Genomic DNA, 17,404 nt, shown 5'->3' on the forward strand with positions numbered 1-17,404 from the left:
GCGCCATCTGCCCGATGACCTCAGGCATGGCTGAAGTTGTTCGGTGGGGACGCACTTGGTCAGTCGTGCGCCCTGCCCTGTTCGTTGCTGATCGTCTTAAGATCGCTACTCTGCGTACGAGGGAGCGTGGCATGGCGGCTGGTGGATCGGCATCGCGGCGGGCGCAGGAGGCGCGGCGGCAGGAGCGGCTACTCAGGGAGCAGTGGCAGACGGCTCGGCAGCAAGCACGCCGTTGGGAAGCCGCCAGCGAGGGCGAACGACGCGTCGTCGCTCAGCTGTTGGTTCTGACGGCGCGCGGGTGGCGATTACTGGTAGACCGTAGGTGGCCGGGAACGCGGGCGTCCAACGTGGACATGCTATTGGTCGGTCCTGGCGGTGTGTTCGTTCTCGACGTCAAGAACTGGCGTTCCATGCCAGAGACTTCGGAGGGGAAGCTCCGCGCCGGTGGCGAGCCCCGCGATGAGCACGCGGCCAAGCTCCTGGCCGTGACGAAGGCGGCCGAGTCGGCGGTGGAGTCCCTGGGAATGTCCCCGGTCGCCGTCCAACCTGTCATGGTTTTCGCGGGGCACCGAATAGATGCCGGGCTGGGCAGGATCCGGCTACTGGGGGAGCATGAGGTCGGGCCGGCCCTGCTGTCGGAACGCAGTCGACTTCGAGCCGAATCCGTACGTGCCATCGCCGACCATCTGGAGCGGGTCTTCCCCGAGTACGAGGGATCGTCGGTCACGCAGGCAGCACCGCCCCTGCCTCAGGTGCAGCCCCAAGAAGAGCTGTCCGACGGCCTGTTCGATCTCGACGGACTGCGTGAGGCGGCTCTGGAGGAAGCGCTGCAGGCCCCGATCGAACAGTGGATGACCTTCCTCCACCCCGATCAGGTAGCTCTGGTCCGCCGCAACTGGGCCGGCCCTGCACGGATCAGCGGCCCAGCAGGCACTGGCAAGACCGTCGTCGGCCTGCACCGCGCGGCGCACCTTGCTCAGCGCACCACTGGCCGGCTCTTGTATGTCACCTTCGCCAACAACCTTCCGCGGGTGCAGGCGACCTTTCTCAGGACTATGTCTCCCGCCGTGGCCGACAGGGTCGACTTCCGAAGTCTGCACTCCTGGGCCCAGGAGTACCTGCACAAAACCGGTGTCCCCGTCCGGTTGCATGGAGACAAGGCTCAGACGGCATTCAGCCTCGCCTGGAAGCACGTCGGCCGTGACAGCTGCCTGATCGAGATCGACCCGGCCCCGGGATACTGGAAGGAGGAGATCGACCACGTCATCAAGGGTCGTGGCATCACGTCCTTCGAGGAGTACGCCACGGTGCCCCGCCGTCGCCGTCGCGCGAGTTTGCGGCGTCCACATCGGCAGGCCGTCTGGGCACTGTACGAGGCGTACGAAGCGCTCCGCATCGAGCGCGGCGTGCACGACTTCAACGACGTGCTCTCCCTGGCCCTGGTGGAAGCACGGCGCGACTCGGCACAACACCGCTATGCGGGAGTGATCGTCGACGAGGTCCAAGACCTGACCTTGGTCGGAGTACGGCTCCTGCACGCGCTCGTCGGCGACACGCCCAACGGACTGCTGCTGGTCGGCGACGGCCAGCAGGCCGTCTACCCCGGCGGTTTTCGCCTGTCCGACGCGGGCATCGACATCCGCGGCGACCGCGGGCAAGTGCTGCGCACCAACTACCGCAACAGCAAGGAGATCCTCGACACCGCGCTCGCGGTCGTCGCCGAGGACACTTTCGAGGACATCGACGGGCTCCGGACCCCAGGCCGCAGAGATGTCGATCTCACGTATCACGACGGCAACGTGATCCGCGTGTCGAAGCCGACATCGGTTGAGCACGACCAAGCCCTCCTGGAAGCCCTGCGTGACCTGCCGCCCGGTGCCAGAGCCGACACCGCGGTGCTGTGCGCGTCCATGCGCGCCATCGGCCACTACCAGAGGCTCCTCGAACGGGCGGGCATCTCCGTATGCCTGCTGGAGCACTACGACGGCCGCCCCGTCGACGCCGTCAAACTCGGTAGCTACCGCCGGGCCAAGGGCCTGGAGTTCAAGCGCGTCTACCTGCCCGAACACGACGCGACCTTGCTGGGCGGCTCCCCCACATCACCCGATGAGGAGGTCTCGGAAACCGAACGCGAGCGCAACGATCTGGCTCGCAGCCAGCTCTTCGTGGCCATGACCCGAGCGCGTGACGTGCTGTGGCTGGGGAGTGTGAACCGGCGCATCCCGCTCGCATGATGCCCACTTCACAATCTGCTGTGTGCTCTTTACATTCGGTAAGAGCGTGATGCCGGGGATGGGGCCCCGCGTTGACGAGTGCAGGGTGCGGCCGTGAGGTTCGCACAACCCAATGGCCGCCCTCACCGCGAGGGGGCGGCATGGCGGCACGAGCAGATCAACGAGGTACCTACGAAGAATCCGTGCAGGCGGCCGTATCCGCCTTCGGGGCCGAGGTCACCCCGAAGCTAAAGGGCGGTGGGTGGCAGGAGGACCAACTCCGTGGCCCGCTGGAGACCCTGGTCCGGGCTGTCGGAGCACGTTTGGGGTTCACCATCACCCTGGCCGGTGAGGTCCCACTCGTGGACCTGCGGGCGAGGCCCGACTACGCGGTGTCGGTAGACGGAGCGCTCATCGGCTACATCGAGTTGAAGAGGCCCGGGCGCGGGGCGGACCCCGCCCTCTTCACCGGAGACAGCGCCGCCCAATGGGAGAAGCTCTGTCTGCTTCCCAATGTTCTTTACTGCGACGGGAACGAGTTCGGGCTGTACCGGAGTGGCCGACTCGTCGGGCCAATGGCCCGGATGAAGGGCTCAGTCCTCACGTCCGGGGCCCGGCTCACCCCCGACGGAGGTGCTCTTGCCCGGGTACTTCAAGACTTTCTCACTTGGCAGCCGAAGCCACCTCGAACCACCATGCAGTTGGTTCGGTCTGTCGCCGGCCTGTGTCGTCTGCTCTGCGACGAGGTGGCCGAGTCGATGGTCCAGGAGAAGGCTGACAGACGCCGCCGAGTTTTCACGGAGATCGCCGAAGAGTGGCGACGACTGCTGTTCCCCGAGACAACCGATGACGAGTTCGTCGAACAGTTCGGCCAGACAGTGGTGTTCGCCCTTCTGCTGGCCCGGGTCGAAGGCATCGCATTCGAGGGCGAGTCGGTACACGCCATAGCCGCGAAACTGGGCAAGCGGCACTCGCTGATGGGCAAGGCCCTCGATGTCCTCACTGAAGAGTCGGCGACCGGCGACCTGTCCACCACGCTGGACACGCTGCTGCGGGTGGTGGGAGTCGTCGATTGGAGCCGACTCGACGACGGCTCCGGAGACTCCTACCTCCTCCTGTACGAGGACTTCCTACAGATCTACGACCGTGAACTGCGCGTACGCACTGGCTCCTACTACACGCCGCACGGTGTGGTCGAGGCGATGGTCCGCCTGACCGAGGCGATTTTGAAGAGGGCCTTCCGCATCGAGACCGGGTTTGCGTCATCGGAAGTCGTCGTCGTTGACCCCGCCATGGGAACGGGCACGTTCTTGCTGTCGATCCTCAGACGGGCTGCCGACACCATCACCGAGGAAGAAGGGCCCGGCGCGCTGGGTCCCCGGCTCCGGCAGATGGTTGGTCAGCGGCTCATTGGCTTCGAACGACAGATCGGCCCTTACGCCGTGGCGGATCTGCGGATGCACGCACTGCTGAAGGACTACGGATCCGCTGCTCCGAGACAGGGATTACGCCTGCTCGTAGCTGACACGCTCGACAACCCGAGGGCCGAGTTCAACTGGATCCCCCACACCTATCGCCCGCTCGCGGAATCCCGTCGGCAAGCCAACAAAGTCAAGCGGGACGAGCGCGTGATGGTGGTCATAGGAAACCCACCCCACGATGCGGTCACCCGAGGTGCGGGAAAATGGATCGAGACGGGTGATCCGAACGTCGGCGAGGATCCACCGCTGGACGACTTCCGGTTGCCGGGCAACGGCACGTACGAGTCGAAACTGTCGAACCTGCACGTCTTCTTCTGGCGGTGGGGTTCCTGGAAGGTCTTCGACGCCCACGATGACGCACCGTTCGGTGTGGTTGCTTACATCACGCCGAAAGCCTGGCTGAAGAGTCGCGCGTTCGCTGGCATGCGCCGCTATCTGCGGAAATCGGCAGATGAAGGCTGGGTCATCGATCTTTCCCCCGAAGGTCAACGATCTGCCGTGGCGAACCGCCTCTTCCCGGATGTCGCCCAAGAGCTCTGCATCGCGGTATTCGTGCGTCGACGAGACGACCACCGTGAGGACGGTGCTCTCGTGCACCATCTGAAAGTGCACGGCCATCGGGAGGACAAGACCCGGCGTTTGCTCAGCTTGACCCTCGACGACCCTGAGTGGCGCGACTGCGCGAGCGGAGACACAGACCCCTTCCTTCCGGAAGGAGATGACTCATGGATGAGCGCTCCCCTGCTCAGAGACCTGATGCCATGGTCTTCGCGTGGAGTGACTCCCGGCCGCGTATGGGTCTACGCACCGGACGAGGCGACGCTCCGCAAGCGATGGCGTATTTTCCTGGGCGCCGACGCGACCGAGCGCAGAAAACTCTTCGGAGAGTCCAGGGACCGTACGATCGACAGCCGAGTGACGCCTCTCGCCGGAACGACCGGCTATGACGCAACTCCGTTACGACAGGAGAGGCGACCGCAGCCCGATCCCGTCCAGATTGGGTACCGCTCCTTCGACCGCCAGTTGATCCTGCCGGATCACCGGCTCATGGTGGTTGCCCGGCCAGACCTCTGGCGGGTGCGGGGACATCAACAGGTGTTCACCGTGGAGCAGAACGCTCATCCTGTCGTTAACGGACCGGCCCTCGTGTTCAGCGCGTTGATCCCTGACATGCACTACTTCAACGGGCGTAGTGGTTGTGTCCGGCCGCTCTATCGCGATGCGCGGGGCGGATCTCCCAACATCGCCCCCCTCCTGCTCGACGTGCTCACACGACGGCTCGCCACGAAGGTCACGTCCGAGGACTTCCTGGCCTACATCGCCGCGGTGGTCTCCCATCCCGCCTACACGGAGCGCTTCCGCGACAACCTCGAGGACCCCGGCGTCCGGATACCACTGACCGGAGACGTTCGTCTGTGGGACCGGGCGATTCGAACAGGCCGCCGCGTGTTATGGCTGCATACATACGGAGACCGCTTCTCGGACCGAGCAGAAGGACGCACGCGCGAGATGCTGCGACTGCCCTCCAATCGCCCTCGCTGTGTTGTGGAGATACCGGATACAGAGGAAGGAATGCCGCAGGCCCTCCGATATGAGCCGGACGAGCAGAGGCTGTGGATCGGTTCGGGATGCATCGCTCCCGTGCCGCCGTCCACAAGGGAGTACCAGGTCTCCGGCATGAACGTCTTGGACAAGTGGTTCGGCTATCGCCGGAAGAAGCCTGCGGGCAAGCGTCGCCTGGAACTCGACCATGTGGTGGCCCGTCGTTGGTCCCCCGACTGGACAAGCGAGTTGCTGACGCTGCTCAACATCCTTGGCCTCTTGGTCCAGGAGGAACCGGCTCAGCGGGAACTGCTGGAAGGCGTCTGTTCCGGCCCTCTCGTCTCCATAAGGGACCTGGCGGAGGACGGCGTTCTCCCGGTGCCACGGCATGCACTCAAGCCCGTCGCACCCGCCGCTGGGCGAGACGCAATGCCGGGGACGTGATGCCCCACGGCGAGCCTGACCGTCGGTACCTGCTGAGTGATGTCCAAAGATCTTCCCCGGACTTCCCCCAAGGGATCCTCAGAAACCACTCAGGGACCCGACCCGCACTGCGGATCAGGCCCCTGAACTGGTGTTTCGGCTGTCGGGGTGGCGGGATTTGAACCCACGACCTCTTCGTCCCGAACGAAGCGCGCTGCCAAGCTGCGCTACACCCCGATTGTCCCCGCTCGTCGCGGTGACGTCGTTTACTTTAGCCCACCGGTGGCTGGAGACGAAATCCGGTTTTGGCGCGGTGGTGGGCGCGGTGGCGGACGGGGTTGGGGCGGGTGTGGTCGATGGCCACGAGGAGGACGGCGAGGGCGTAGATGGAGAGGCCGAGGAGGAGGGCGTTGGCCAGGACGGACTTGTAGCCGTGCGCGTCCACGTCCAGGAAGGGGTAGAGGTAGCGGGCCGGCCCGCCGGGTGCCAGCAGTTCCGCTCGGGTGAGGCAGAAGGCCAGGTAGGCCAGGGGGTACAGGAGCCAGCCCGCCGCCTGGCGCAGGTGCAGGGCGCCCGGTGCCGTCAGCAGGAGCCAGTCCAGGGCCGCCGCGATCGGGGTGACCGTGTGCAGGACGTGGTTCGCCACCGCGTGCCAGCCCGTCGGCGGTACGGCCTCTCCCGTCATCGAGAACGGGCTCGCCGCGTTCGCCAGCAGCAGGTGGTACACCAGGCCCGTGATCGCCACGTACAACAGGGCCGCGCCCGTCAGTGCCGACGGCAGGGGCCTGCGGGCCGACCACGCCCTGCGAGCCGCGAACAGCATGACCAGCGCCAGCAGGATGTTGCTCTGGACCGTGAAGTAGCTGAGTACCCGCGCGGGGCTGCTGAGGACGAGTTCGATCGTCACCGCCCCGGCCGCCGCCAGGGCGATCAGCAGGCGGAACACGGCGGCCAGACGGCGGCGTACGGGATCCACCACCGCCGTGGCGGGAACGGGCGCGGGCAGCAGCCCGGGCACGCCGGGCACGGCGGGCAGATCCGGGATGTCCCTGGGTATGGGGGCGGTCATGCCCCTCACGCTAAGCAGGGTGGATAAAAGGGGCTATCCGGGCGGGCTATTCGGGCGGCTCACTCTCCGGCTCCACCCCGTCACGCCTTTTCCGCCGGCGTCACCCCTCCACCGGCGCAGCACCGTCCCCCGGCGTCACACCCGCCTACCAGCGCAACACCCGTCCCCCGGCGTGACCCCTTTCCCCCGGCGTCACACCCGCCTACCAGCGCAGCAGCCGTCCCCCGGCGTGACCCCTTTCCCCCGGCGTCACACCTTCTCCACCAGCGTCAACAGCGTCACCTCCGGCGGACACGCGAACCGCACCGGCGTGTACCGGTTCGTGCCGCAGCCCGCCGAGACGTGGAGGTATGCCGTCCGGGCCGCCGCCGTGTGGGTCGACAGCCCCTTCACCCGCTCCGTGTCCAGGTCGCAGTTGGTGACCAGGGCGCCGTAGAAGGGGATGCAGAGCTGGCCGCCGTGGGTGTGGCCGGCCAGGATCAGCGGGTAGCCGTCCGCCGCGAAGTCGTCCAGGACGCGGAGATACGGCGCGTGCACCACGCCCATCGAGAAGTCCGCCGTACCGGAGGGGCCACCCGCCACCTCGGCGTACCGGTCCCGCTTGATGTGCGGGTCGTCCAGGCCCGTCAGCTCGACCGACATCCCGTCGACCTTCAGCGTGCCCCGCGTGTTCGTGAGGTTCAGCCAGCCCGCCGTGTCGAAGCCGTCCCGCAGGTTCTCCCAGGGGTTGTGGACCACGCCGACCGCCGGCGGGTTGCCGTTCAGGCCGTAGCGACCCTGGGCCTTCTCCAGCAGATAGCGGGCCGGGTTGCGCAGCTTGGGGCCGTAGTAGTCGTTCGAGCCGAAGACGTACGCGCCCGGGAACTCCATCAGCGGACCCAGCGCGTCCAGGACCTCCGGCACGCCCTCGGTGTCCGAGAGGTTGTCGCCCGTGTTGATCACGAAGTCGGGGCGCAGGCCCGCCAGCGAGCGCAGCCAGCGCTGCTTCTTGCGCTGTCCGCTCACCATGTGGATGTCGGAGATCTGCAGTACGCGCAGTGGACGCATGCCGCGGGGGAGGACGGGGACCGTCACCCTCCGCAGGCGGAAGGAGCGGGCTTCGAAACCCGCCGAGTAGAGCAGTCCGGCGGCACCAGCCGCCGCGATCCCCAGAGGTACTCCGTATCGCGCACGCATACCTCCATCGTGTCAGACCGGCCCCAACTCCCGTGCCCGGCCGCCCCTCAAGCGCCCCCACGGGAAATCGAGCGGCGCCCGGTCACACGTACCTGCGACAATCGCCTCATGACCACGCTCAAGTCGAAGCTGCAGGATGACCTCAACGCCGCGATCAAGGGGCGCGACGAGCTCCGCTCCTCGACGCTCCGGCTGACGCTCACCGCGATCACCAAGGAGGAGGTCGCGGGCAAGGAGAAGCGCGAGCTCTCCGACGACGAGGTGCAGAAGGTGATCACCCGCGAGGCGAAGAAGCGGCGCGAGGCCGCGGAGGCGTTCGCGCAGGGCGGCCGTCCCGAGTCCGCCGAGCGGGAGAAGGCGGAGGGCGAGGTGCTCGCCGCGTACCTGCCCCAGCAGCTCAGCGACGAGGAGCTGGAGCAGATCGTCACCGCGGCCGTCGCCGAGGCCAGGGCGGCCGGCGCCGAGGGTCCGCGGGCCATGGGCGCCGTGATGAAGATCGTGAACCCGAAGGTCGCGGGCCAGGCGGAGGGCGGCCGGGTCGCCGCCGCCGTGAAGAAGCTCCTCGCGGGCTGAGACCGAGAACACAAGCGGACAGACGTACGGCCCCTTCCCCTCCGCAGAGCCCTGGTGTCCCAGGGCCGTGGAGGGAAAGGGGCCGCTGTCGTACTCGTGGGCGGCTCAGCCCCGGCCGCCGCCGTTGCCGTTGCCGGTGTTCGTCTGGCCCTGGAAGAAGTCCTCCGGGATCGAGAACGTCGGGTCCGGTTCGGTCGTACCGCCATTCGTGCCGCCGTCGACCAGGCCGCCGATCAGACCGCCGTTGTTGTTGCCGTTGTTGCCGTTCTCATCGCCGTTGCCGTTGTCGTTGTCCTCGTCGTCGCGGTCCCGGTCGCCGGTGTCGCCGCGGGGGATGTCGACGAGGTTGAACTCGGGCGCCTCCCGGCCGTCCAGCGCGCCGGTCATCATGTCGCGCCAGATCGGGCCCGGCACCTGGCCACCGAAGACCTTCGCGTGCCAGATGCCGCCGATGGTGATGTTCTGCATCTTCCGCTTGTGCGCGGGGTCACCGACCCAGACGGCACCGGCCATGTTCGGGGTGTAGCCCACGAACCAGGCGGCGAACCGCTCGTCCGTCGTACCGGTCTTACCGGCGCTCGGCCGGCCGCCGAGGCCCGCCTGCTGACCCGTACCGTCCTCGACCACGCCCCGCAGCAGGGTGTTGACGGTGTCGGCGGTCTGCTCGGACATCGCACGCGAGCAGGTCGACTTCGGGACCTCCAGCGACTTGGACTTGCCGCCGACCCGCTGGCTGATCGACTCGATCGCGATCGGGGTGCAGTACATCCCGCGCGAGGCGAAGGTGGCGTAGCCGTTCGCCATGGTCAGCGGGGACATCTCCTGGGTGCCCAGGGCGATGGAGGGACCCTGGCCCATCTTTCCGCCGTCCGCGCGCTCGACGCCCATCTTCGCGGCCATCTCGGTGACCGGGCAGGTGCCGATCTCGCTGATCATCTCGACGAAGTAGGTGTTGACCGACTTCGCGGTCGCTTCCTTCATGTCGTAGGGGCCGACCTCGGACTCGTTCTCGTTGGTGAGCGAGACACCCTTCTCGTCCCAGGTGCCGTCACAGGTCGCGACCGGCGTCGGGTAGTCCATCTTGTACGGCGATCCGTAGACCTTGTTCGCCGCCATGCCGCCTTCGAGGGCCGCCGCGGCCACTATCGGCTTGAACGTCGAACCGGGCTGGTAACCCGCGCCGCCGCCCATCGCCGCGTCGACCGAGAGGTTGATCTGGGTCTCGTTCTTGCCGAAGCCGTACGGGCGGGACTGGCCCATGGCCAGGATCTTGCCGGTGCCGGGCTCCACGATGGTCGCGGCGGTCGCCACGTCGTCGCTCTTGTTGACGTGGTCCTTGACCGACTGCTGGACCGACTCCTGGGCCTGCGGGTCGAGGGTGGTCTTGATGGTCAGACCGCCCTGGTTCCAGATCTTGGCCCGGGCCTCCTTGGACTTGCCGAAGACCGGGTCGCTCAGGAAGGCCGCGCGGACGTAGTCGCAGAAGAAGCCCGAGCCCTTCACGGCGGTGATGCAGCCGTTCTTGGGCTTGCTGACCTTCAGGCCCAGCGGCTTCTTCTTGGCCTCGGCGGCCTCCGCCTGGGAGATGTCGCCGACGTCGGCCATGCGGTCGAGCACGGTGTTGCGCCGCTTGGTGGCCTCGGCCTCGTCGTTGACGGGGTCGTAGCGCGAGGGCGACTGGACGATACCGGCGAGGAGCGCGGCCTCCTGGACCTTCAGGTTCTTCGCGGACTTGGAGAAGTAGCGCTGGGCCGCGGCCTCGACGCCGTACGCCTGCTGGCCGAAGAACGTGATGTTCAGGTAGTTCTCGAGGATCTTCTTCTTGCCCAGCTCCTCCTCGACCTGGATCGCGTACTTCAGTTCGCGGATCTTGCGGCCGAGGGTCTGCTGGGTGGCCTGGGCGACCTTCGTCGGGTCGTCGCCGGCCTCCTCCACGAAGACGTTCTTCACGTACTGCTGGGTGAGCGTGGAGGCGCCCTCGGCGACCCCGCCGCTCTGCGCGTTCTTGTTCAGCGCGCGCAGGACGCCCTTCAGGTCGACCGCGCCGTGCTCGTAGAAGCGGGCGTCCTCGATCGCGACGATCGCCTTCTGCAGGTACGGCGAGATGTCCTTGAGGTCCACCACCGTGCGGTCGCGTGAGTAGACCGTGGCGATCGTGCCGCCCTCGGCGTCGAGGATCGTGGTGCGCTGCGAGAGCGGTGGCGTCTTGAGGTTGGCGGGGAGCTCGTCGAAACTCTCGACCGAGCCCTTGGCGGCCAGCCCCAGCGCACCTACCGCGGGCAGCGCGATTCCCGCCAGCACTGCTCCAGCGAGCACACTGACACCGAGGAACTTGGCGGCCTGCTGCGTTGGCGACAGACCACCGCCCGAGCGCTTCTTTGGCATGGGGGCAGCCTACGTTCTCATTCGCCGGACACGCGTATATGCCTTGGCCTAAGCTGCTCTCAACTGTCACAGCAGTAGGGCTACGTATCAATACGTCCGGCGACCCCGAATCGTTCCGGTCGGCCATCACATTTTTGATGGGCGCGTGTCCGAATCCGCCTTGTGTGTCACCTGGCGCCCGTTGTGACTCAACTGAACTGTCCCGCTTTGCCGGGATGATCACGCATGTCACCAGCTCACTCCCCCGGGTGATCTGCCGCTTACCCATAGTCCGTTCGGGCCATTCAAGATTGGGCCCGCTGGGGGTGTTGCGCTGTGCCCACCTTCCGTAACGTCCTCAACTGGCGGCGGTGAATATGCCGCTGCCGCCGTGGGGGAGCCTCGATTCGGGAGAGGACGGCGCCGGTATGGGCTGGGTAACCGACTGGAGTGCGCAGGCGGCCTGCCGCACTACCGATCCGGATGAACTGTTCGTTCAGGGAGCAGCGCAGAACAGGGCCAAGGCGGTGTGCACCGGATGTCCGGTACGCACGGAATGTCTGGCTGATGCGCTCGACAACCGCGTCGAGTTCGGCGTATGGGGAGGAATGACCGAGCGGGAGCGCCGCGCACTGCTGCGCAGGCGGCCCACCGTCACCTCATGGCGTCGGCTGCTGGAGACGGCTCGTACCGAGTACGAGCGCGGGGCGGGCCTGCTGCCCCTCGACGACGATGAGGTGTACGAGAACTACGCGGCGGTGAGCTGAAAGCTCCCCGCCGGCAGGGGGTATCCGTCGGACGGCTCAGGCCCCGGGAGTGGGCAGCTCCGGGCGGCCGGTCGCCAGGCGGTTTCCGATGTCCCGCAGGCCCACCAGGTCATGCACATCGCCGGGCAGCGCGGCCACTTCGGCCACCGCCACCTCGGGGTGGAGCGCGGTGAAGCGGTCACGCGTGCGCTGCTCGCGGGAGAGCAGCTGCATACGGTCCGCGTGCAGCCTCAACAGGCCTGCGGTGAGCTGGTCGACCGGGTGTGCCGGGGCCGGGTCCATGGCGGCGGGGGAGCCTTCCTCGGCGGCCTCGGGTGCGGTCTTGGCTGCGGGCCCGGATGCGGGTCCGCGTGCGGGCTCTGATGCGGACTCGGATGCGGGAGATTCTGAACTGCCGTACGTGTCGGGAGAGTTACGAAGTCCAGCTTTCCCGCCCTCCTGATCGACAATGCGGGACTCCTCAAGATTTTCCGCGGCGGCGAGCGCCCGCTCGGCCGAGAGCCGGTCGGCGCCGCTGCCGTGGACCCGGTTGAGGACCAGGCCCGCGAGCGGCATGTCCTCGGCGGCCAGCCGCTCCACGAAGTACGCGGCCTCGCGCAGCGCGTCCCGCTCCGGCGCCGCGACCACCAGGAACGCCGTCCCGGGCGCCTGGAGCAGCTTGTACGTCGCGTCCGCGCGGGTACGGAAGCCGCCGAACATCGAGTCCATCGCGGCCACGAACGTCTGGACGTCCTTCAGCAGTTGACCGCCGAGCAGCTTGCCGAGCGCGCCGGTCATCATCGACATCCCGACGTTCAGGAACTTCATCCCGGCCCGGCCGCCGACCTTCGCGGGGGCCAGGAGCACCCGGATCAGCTTGCCGTCGAGGAACGAGCCGAGCCGCTTGGGCGCGTCGAGGAAGTCCAGTGCGGAGCGGGAGGGCGGGGTGTCGACGATGATCAGGTCCCACTCGTCCCTCGCCCGCAACTGCCCCAGCTTCTCCATCGCCATGTACTCCTGCGTGCCCGCGAAGCCCGCCGAGAGCGACTGGTAGAAGGGGTTGCCCAGGATCGCGGCGGCCCGCTCGGGGTCCGCGTGCGCCTCGACGATCTCGTCGAAGGTGCGCTTCATGTCGAGCATCATCGCGTGCAGTTCGCCGGCCCCCTCGACGCCCTTCACCCGGCGCGGGGTGTTGTCCAGGGAGTCGATGCCCATGGACTGGGCGAGCCTGCGCGCGGGGTCGATGGTGAGCACCACCACCTTCCGGCCGCGCTCGGCGGCGCGCAGCCCGAGCGCCGCCGCGGTGGTCGTCTTGCCGACGCCGCCGGAGCCGCAGCACACGATGATCCGTGTCTGCGGATCGTCCAGCAGCGGATCGACGTCGAGCCCCCGCGCGGGGGAGAGGTGATGAGGGGCGTGCGGCTGGTGGGCGTCCGGGCTCATGTCATTCCCTGCTCTCGCAGCTCGGTGGCCAGTTCGTACAGCCCTGCCAGGTCCATTCCCTCGGTGAGCAGCGGCAGTTCGTGCAGCGGCAGGCCCAACTCGGTCAGGACGGCCCGTTGCTCGTGCTCCAGCGCGTACCGCTCGGCGTACTCCTCCGCCTGCTGGAGCAGCGGGTCCACCAGCCGCTCCGCGTGCCCGCCGCGCCGCGCGCCACCGAGGCCGGCCGCCGACAGGGACTGCGCGAGGGCCGTACGCGGTGTGGCCCGTACGAGTTCCAGCCCGGCCGCGTCCAACACCTGGGGGCGCACCATGTTCACGATGACCCGGCCCACCGGCAGCCGGGCCGCGCGGAGTTCGGCGATCCCGTCCGCGGTCTCCTGGACCGGCATCTCCTCCAGCAGCGTCACCAGATGCACGGCCGTCTCGCGGGACTTCAGCACCCGCATCACGGCCTGCGCCTGGTTGTGTATCGGGCCGATCCTGGCGAGTCCCGCGACCTCGTCGTTGACGTTCAGGAAGCGGGTGACGCGGCCGGTGGGCGGAGCGTCCATGACGACGTAGTCGTACACGAACCGTCCGCTCTTGTCCTTCCGCCGTACGGCCTCGCACGCCTTGCCGGTCAGCAGGACGTCTCTGAGGCCCGGCGCGACGGTGGTGGCGAAGTCGATGGCGCCGAGCTTTTTCAGGGCCCGGCCCGCACCGCCCATCTTGTAGAACATCTGGAGGTAGTCCAGCAGGGCCAGTTCGGGGTCGATGGCCAGCGCGTACACCTCCCCGCCCCCCGGCGCGACGGCGATCTTCCGCTCCTCGTACGGGAGCGCCTCCGCCTCGAAGAGCTGTGCGATGCCCTGCCTGCCCTCCACCTCGACGAGAAGCGCGCGCTTCCCCTCGGTGGCGAGGGCGAGCGCGAGCGCGGCGGCGACCGTGGTCTTTCCGGTCCCGCCCTTGCCGCTGACGACCTGAAGCCTGCTCACGTATTCGAGCCTAACCAGTCGGCCGCCGGATCACGCCGGAGGCTGTGGACAACGTCCGCGTGAGCGCCGGTACGGCTGCGCGCGAGCGCCCGTACGGCAGGGGCTAAAGTCGGCCGCATGACCAAGTGGGAATACGCAACCGTGCCGCTGCTCGTCCACGCCACGAAGCAGATTCTGGACACCTGGGGCGAGGACGGCTGGGAGCTCGTCCAGGTCGTGCCCGGGCCGAACAACCCCGAGCAGCTGGTGGCCTACCTGAAGCGGGAGAAGCAGGCGTGAGCGCGGTCGAGGCCAAGCTGGCCGAACTGGGGCTGACGCTGCCCGCCGTGGCGGCGCCGCTGGCCGCGTACCAGCCTGCCGTGCAGTCCGGCGTGTACGTGTACACGTCCGGTCAGCTTCCCATGGTGGAGGGCAAGCTCGCGGTCACCGGCAAGGTCGGGGCCGAGGTCACGGCGGAGGAGGCCAAGGACCTCGCCCGTATCTGCGCCCTCAACGCCCTCGCCGCGGTCAAGTCGGTCGCGGGCGACCTGGACCGGATCGCGCGCGTGGTGAAGGTCGTGGGCTTCGTGGCCTCCGCGTCCGACTTCACCGGCCAGCCGGGCGTGATCAACGGCGCGAGCGAGCTGCTGGGCCAGGTCCTGGGCGACAAGGGCGTCCACGCGCGGAGCGCGGTGGGGGTCACGGTGCTGCCGCTGGACGCCCCGGTCGAGGTCGAGGTCCAGGTGGAGCTGGTCGGGGCCTGACGCCCGGCGCCCGCGCGGGTGGGCGCGGCGGAACGCGCGGGACCGTCCCGCGGCGCCCTCACCTGCACCGGGCACCCCTCGAACATCCGCGCGCACCGAGATAGCCTCCGCACATGGCGAACGGTCAGTGGTATCCCCCGGAGTGGCCCGACCGCATTCGTGCGCTTGCGGAAGGGACCCTCACGCCGGTGTCCCCCAAGCGTGCCGCCACGGTCATGCTGCTCAAGGACACCGGCGGCGGGACGGCCGTCCACATGCTGCGCAGACGCGCCTCCATGGCCTTCGCGGGCGGGGCGTACGCCTATCCCGGCGGCGGCGTGGACCCCCGGGACGACGATCTTCACGTCCGCTGGGCCGGGCCCACGCGCGCGTGGTGGGCCGAGCGGCTCGGGGTCGACGAGACCGGCGCCCAGGCGATCGTCTGCGCCGCCGTGCGGGAGACGTACGAGGAGGCGGGTGTCCTGCTCGCCGGTCCGACCCCCGAGTCCGTGGTCGGTGACACCACCGGCGCCGAATGGGAGGCCGACCGCGCCGCCCTGGTCGCCCGGGACCTCTCCTTCGCCGAGTTCCTCGACCGCCGCGGGCTCGTCCTGCGCTCCGACCTGCTCGGCGCCTGGACGCGCTGGATCACCCCGGAGTTCGAGGCCCGCCGCTACGACACCTGGTTCTTCGTCGCCGCCCTCCCCGAGGGCCAGCGCACGCGCAACGCGTCCACGGAGGCCGACCGCACGGTGTGGACCGCACCCGGCGAGGCGGCCACGTCGTACGACAAGGGCGAGCTGCTGATGATGCCGCCCACCATCGCCACCCTGCGCCAGTTGATCCCGTACGGCACCCCCGCCGAGGCGCTCTCCGCCGCCCCCGCGCGGGACATGACGCCGGTCATCGCGCGGGCGCGTCTGGAGGGCGGCGAGATCGTGCTGTCCTGGCCGGGGCACGACGAGTTCACCAAGCACATCCCGACCACGCCGACCGGTGGAGCCCCCGCATGACGGACGCCAGCACTCTTCCCGGGCAGCCGCGGGGCGGGGTTCTCTCGGGCCCCGCCACCGCGCGGGCCGTGAACGTCCTCGCGCCCAACGCCTCCGCGATGACCCTGGACGGCACCAACACCTGGATCCTGTCCGAGCCGGACTCCGAGCTCGCCGTCGTGGTCGACCCCGGTCCGCTGGACGACGGGCACCTGCGGCACGTCGTCGACACCGCCGCGCAGGCCGGCAAGCGCGTCGCCCTCACCCTGCTGACGCACGGCCACCCCGACCACGCCGAGGGCGCCGCCCGCTTCGCCGGCCTCACCGGCACCAAGGTGCGCGCCCTGGACCCGGCCCTGCGCCTCGGCGACGAGGGCCTGGGCGCCGGGGACGTGGTGCGGGTGGGCGGCCTGGAACTGCTGGTCGTGCCCACGCCGGGGCACACCGCCGACTCGCTGTGCTTCCATCTCCCGGCCGACCGGGCCGTCCTGACCGGCGACACCGTCCTGGGGCGCGGAACGACCGTCGTGGCGCATCCTGACGGCCGTCTCGGCGACTATCTCGACTCGCTGCGGCGGCTGCGCTCGCTCACCGTCGACGACGGCGTCCACACGGTCCTTCCCGGGCACGGGCCGGTCCTCGACGACGCCCAGGGCGCGGTCGAGTTCTACCTCGCCCACCGCGCCCACCGCCTCGCCCAGATCGAGACGGCGGTCGAGGACGGCCACCGGACGCCCGCAGAGGTCGTGGCGCACGTGTACGCGGACGTGGACCGCTCACTGTGGCCGGCCGCGGAGCTGTCGGTGCGGGCACAGCTGGAGTACCTGAGCGAGCACGGGCTGATCTAGCCGGGACGCGGCGCCTTCACTCCGTGCACGCGCGCGCACTCCTCGGCGCGCGGCCCCCAGGGGCCGGTCACGCGAACGGGGCCCGCCTCACGAGGAGACGGGCCCCGAAACAGCCGTACCCGGCGAAGACCGAGCGTCAGCGGGACCGCTTGGCGAGGCGCTCCACGTCCAGCAGGATCACCGCGCGGGCCTCCAGGCGGAGCCAGCCGCGCTGGGCGAAGTCGGCGAGGGCCTTGTTGACCGTCTCGCGGGACGCGCCGACCAGCTGGGCCAGCTCCTCCTGCGTGAGGTCGTGGACGACGTGGATGCCCTCCTCGGACTGCACGCCGAAGCGGCGCGAGAGGTCCAGCAGCGCGCGGGCGACACGGCCGGGGACGTCCGAGAAGACCAGGTCGGACATGGCGTCGTTGGTGCGGCGCAGCCGGCGGGCGACGGCGCGCAGCAGCGCGGTGGCCACCTCGGGGCGGGCGTTCAGCCAGGGCTGGAGGTCGCCGTGGCCGAGGCCCAGCAGCTTGACCTCGGTCAGCGCGGTGGCGGTCGCCGTACGCGGGCCCGGGTCGAACAGCGACAGCTCGCCGATCAGCTCACCGGGGCCGACGACGGCGAGCATGTTCTCGCGGCCGTCGGGGGAGGTGCGGTGCAGCTTGACCTTGCCCTCGGTGACGACATAGAGCCGGTCACCGGGGTCGCCCTCGTGGAACAGGGAGTCACCGCGCGCGAGGGTCACCTCACTCATGGAGGCGCGGAGCTCCGCGGACTGCTCGTCATCGAGCGCCGCGAAGAGCGGGTTGCGCCGCAGAACGTCGTCCACGAGTTCTCTCCTTGTCGACCTGCTCAG

General features: G+C 68.8%; 14 protein-coding genes and 1 tRNA gene. 8 read left to right on the plus strand and 7 right to left on the minus strand.

Going from position 1 to position 17,404, the window contains the following annotated elements; genetic code table 11:
* The first annotated feature begins 131 nt into the window (after window positions 1-131).
* Both STRCI_RS22170 and STRCI_RS22175 read left to right on the plus strand, forming a co-directional pair.
* Window positions 132-2,234, plus strand: a complete 2,103-nt coding sequence (locus STRCI_RS22170; protein WP_269660701.1) for a nuclease-related domain-containing DEAD/DEAH box helicase — start codon at window positions 132-134, stop codon at window positions 2,232-2,234.
* A 140-nt stretch (window positions 2,235-2,374) separates the two neighbouring features.
* Window positions 2,375-5,680, plus strand: coding sequence for a type ISP restriction/modification enzyme (locus STRCI_RS22175; protein WP_269660702.1), 3,306 nt, complete (start codon window positions 2,375-2,377; stop codon window positions 5,678-5,680).
* Window positions 5,681-5,822: 142 nt separating this feature from the next.
* Here STRCI_RS22175 and STRCI_RS22180 read toward each other — a convergent pair.
* From STRCI_RS22180 to STRCI_RS22190, 3 genes are all read right to left on the minus strand, one after another.
* Window positions 5,823-5,896 (minus strand) — tRNA-Pro (locus STRCI_RS22180).
* A gap of 34 nt (window positions 5,897-5,930) precedes the next feature.
* Window positions 5,931-6,728 (minus strand): Pr6Pr family membrane protein, encoded by a 798-nt coding sequence (locus STRCI_RS22185; RefSeq protein WP_269660703.1) that lies wholly within the window; start codon window positions 6,726-6,728, stop codon window positions 5,931-5,933.
* A gap of 249 nt (window positions 6,729-6,977) precedes the next feature.
* On the minus strand, window positions 6,978-7,904 hold the full coding sequence (locus STRCI_RS22190) for a metallophosphoesterase (RefSeq protein WP_269660704.1): 927 nt from the start codon (window positions 7,902-7,904) through the stop codon (window positions 6,978-6,980).
* 108 nt (window positions 7,905-8,012) lie between these two features.
* Here STRCI_RS22190 and STRCI_RS22195 point away from each other — a divergent pair, with 108 nt between their 5' ends.
* Entirely contained in the window at window positions 8,013-8,477 is a 465-nt protein-coding gene (locus STRCI_RS22195; protein WP_269660705.1) for a GatB/YqeY domain-containing protein, read from the plus strand.
* 105 nt (window positions 8,478-8,582) lie between these two features.
* Here the strand turns inward: STRCI_RS22195 and STRCI_RS22200 are convergent, their stop codons facing one another.
* Window positions 8,583-10,862 (minus strand): transglycosylase domain-containing protein, encoded by a 2,280-nt coding sequence (locus STRCI_RS22200; RefSeq protein WP_269660706.1) that lies wholly within the window; start codon window positions 10,860-10,862, stop codon window positions 8,583-8,585.
* Window positions 10,863-11,269: 407 nt separating this feature from the next.
* Between STRCI_RS22200 and wblA the strand changes: the two genes are divergently transcribed.
* Window positions 11,270-11,608 (plus strand): transcriptional regulator WblA, encoded by a 339-nt coding sequence (gene wblA, locus STRCI_RS22205; protein WP_269664615.1) that lies wholly within the window; start codon window positions 11,270-11,272, stop codon window positions 11,606-11,608.
* A 36-nt stretch (window positions 11,609-11,644) separates the two neighbouring features.
* Here the strand turns inward: wblA and bagB are convergent, their stop codons facing one another.
* Together bagB and bagA are read right to left on the minus strand one after the other, a co-directional pair.
* Window positions 11,645-13,030, minus strand: coding sequence for an ATPase BagB (bagB, locus tag STRCI_RS22210; RefSeq protein WP_269660707.1), 1,386 nt, complete (start codon window positions 13,028-13,030; stop codon window positions 11,645-11,647).
* Window positions 13,027-14,004 carry an ATPase BagA gene (gene bagA / locus STRCI_RS22215; RefSeq protein WP_269660708.1) on the minus strand — a complete coding sequence of 326 codons (978 nt, stop codon included), beginning with the start codon at window positions 14,002-14,004 and terminating at the stop codon, window positions 13,027-13,029. Before bagA ends, bagB begins: the two co-directional genes overlap by 4 nt.
* Window positions 14,005-14,121: 117 nt before the next feature.
* On the opposite strand from bagA, the gene STRCI_RS22220 reads away from it, so the two are divergent.
* The 4 genes from STRCI_RS22220 (at window position 14,122) to STRCI_RS22235 (ending at window position 16,566) form a co-directional block, all read left to right on the plus strand.
* On the plus strand, window positions 14,122-14,283 hold the full coding sequence (locus STRCI_RS22220; protein WP_003975360.1) for a Sp36 family protein: 162 nt from the start codon (window positions 14,122-14,124) through the stop codon (window positions 14,281-14,283).
* The gene (locus STRCI_RS22225; protein WP_269660709.1) at window positions 14,280-14,747 is read left to right on the plus strand and encodes a RidA family protein; all 468 of its coding nucleotides are present in this window, start codon (window positions 14,280-14,282) and stop codon (window positions 14,745-14,747) included. The genes STRCI_RS22220 and STRCI_RS22225 overlap by 4 nt, the downstream gene beginning before the upstream one ends.
* Before the next feature lie 113 nt (window positions 14,748-14,860).
* On the plus strand, window positions 14,861-15,739 hold the full coding sequence (locus STRCI_RS22230; protein ID WP_269660710.1) for an NUDIX hydrolase: 879 nt from the start codon (window positions 14,861-14,863) through the stop codon (window positions 15,737-15,739).
* Window positions 15,736-16,566: an MBL fold metallo-hydrolase gene (locus tag STRCI_RS22235; protein WP_269660711.1), complete on the plus strand. Its 831-nt coding sequence runs from the start codon at window positions 15,736-15,738 to the stop codon at window positions 16,564-16,566. Before STRCI_RS22230 ends, STRCI_RS22235 begins: the two co-directional genes overlap by 4 nt.
* Before the next feature lie 136 nt (window positions 16,567-16,702).
* Here STRCI_RS22235 and STRCI_RS22240 read toward each other — a convergent pair whose 3' ends face one another.
* Window positions 16,703-17,377 carry a Crp/Fnr family transcriptional regulator gene (locus STRCI_RS22240; RefSeq protein ID WP_015658871.1) on the minus strand — a complete coding sequence of 225 codons (675 nt, stop codon included), beginning with the start codon at window positions 17,375-17,377 and terminating at the stop codon, window positions 16,703-16,705.
* Between the last annotated feature and the right edge of the window lie 27 nt (window positions 17,378-17,404).

Source organism: Streptomyces cinnabarinus, assembly GCF_027270315.1.
Taxonomy (GTDB): Bacteria; Actinomycetota; Actinomycetes; order Streptomycetales; family Streptomycetaceae; genus Streptomyces; species Streptomyces cinnabarinus.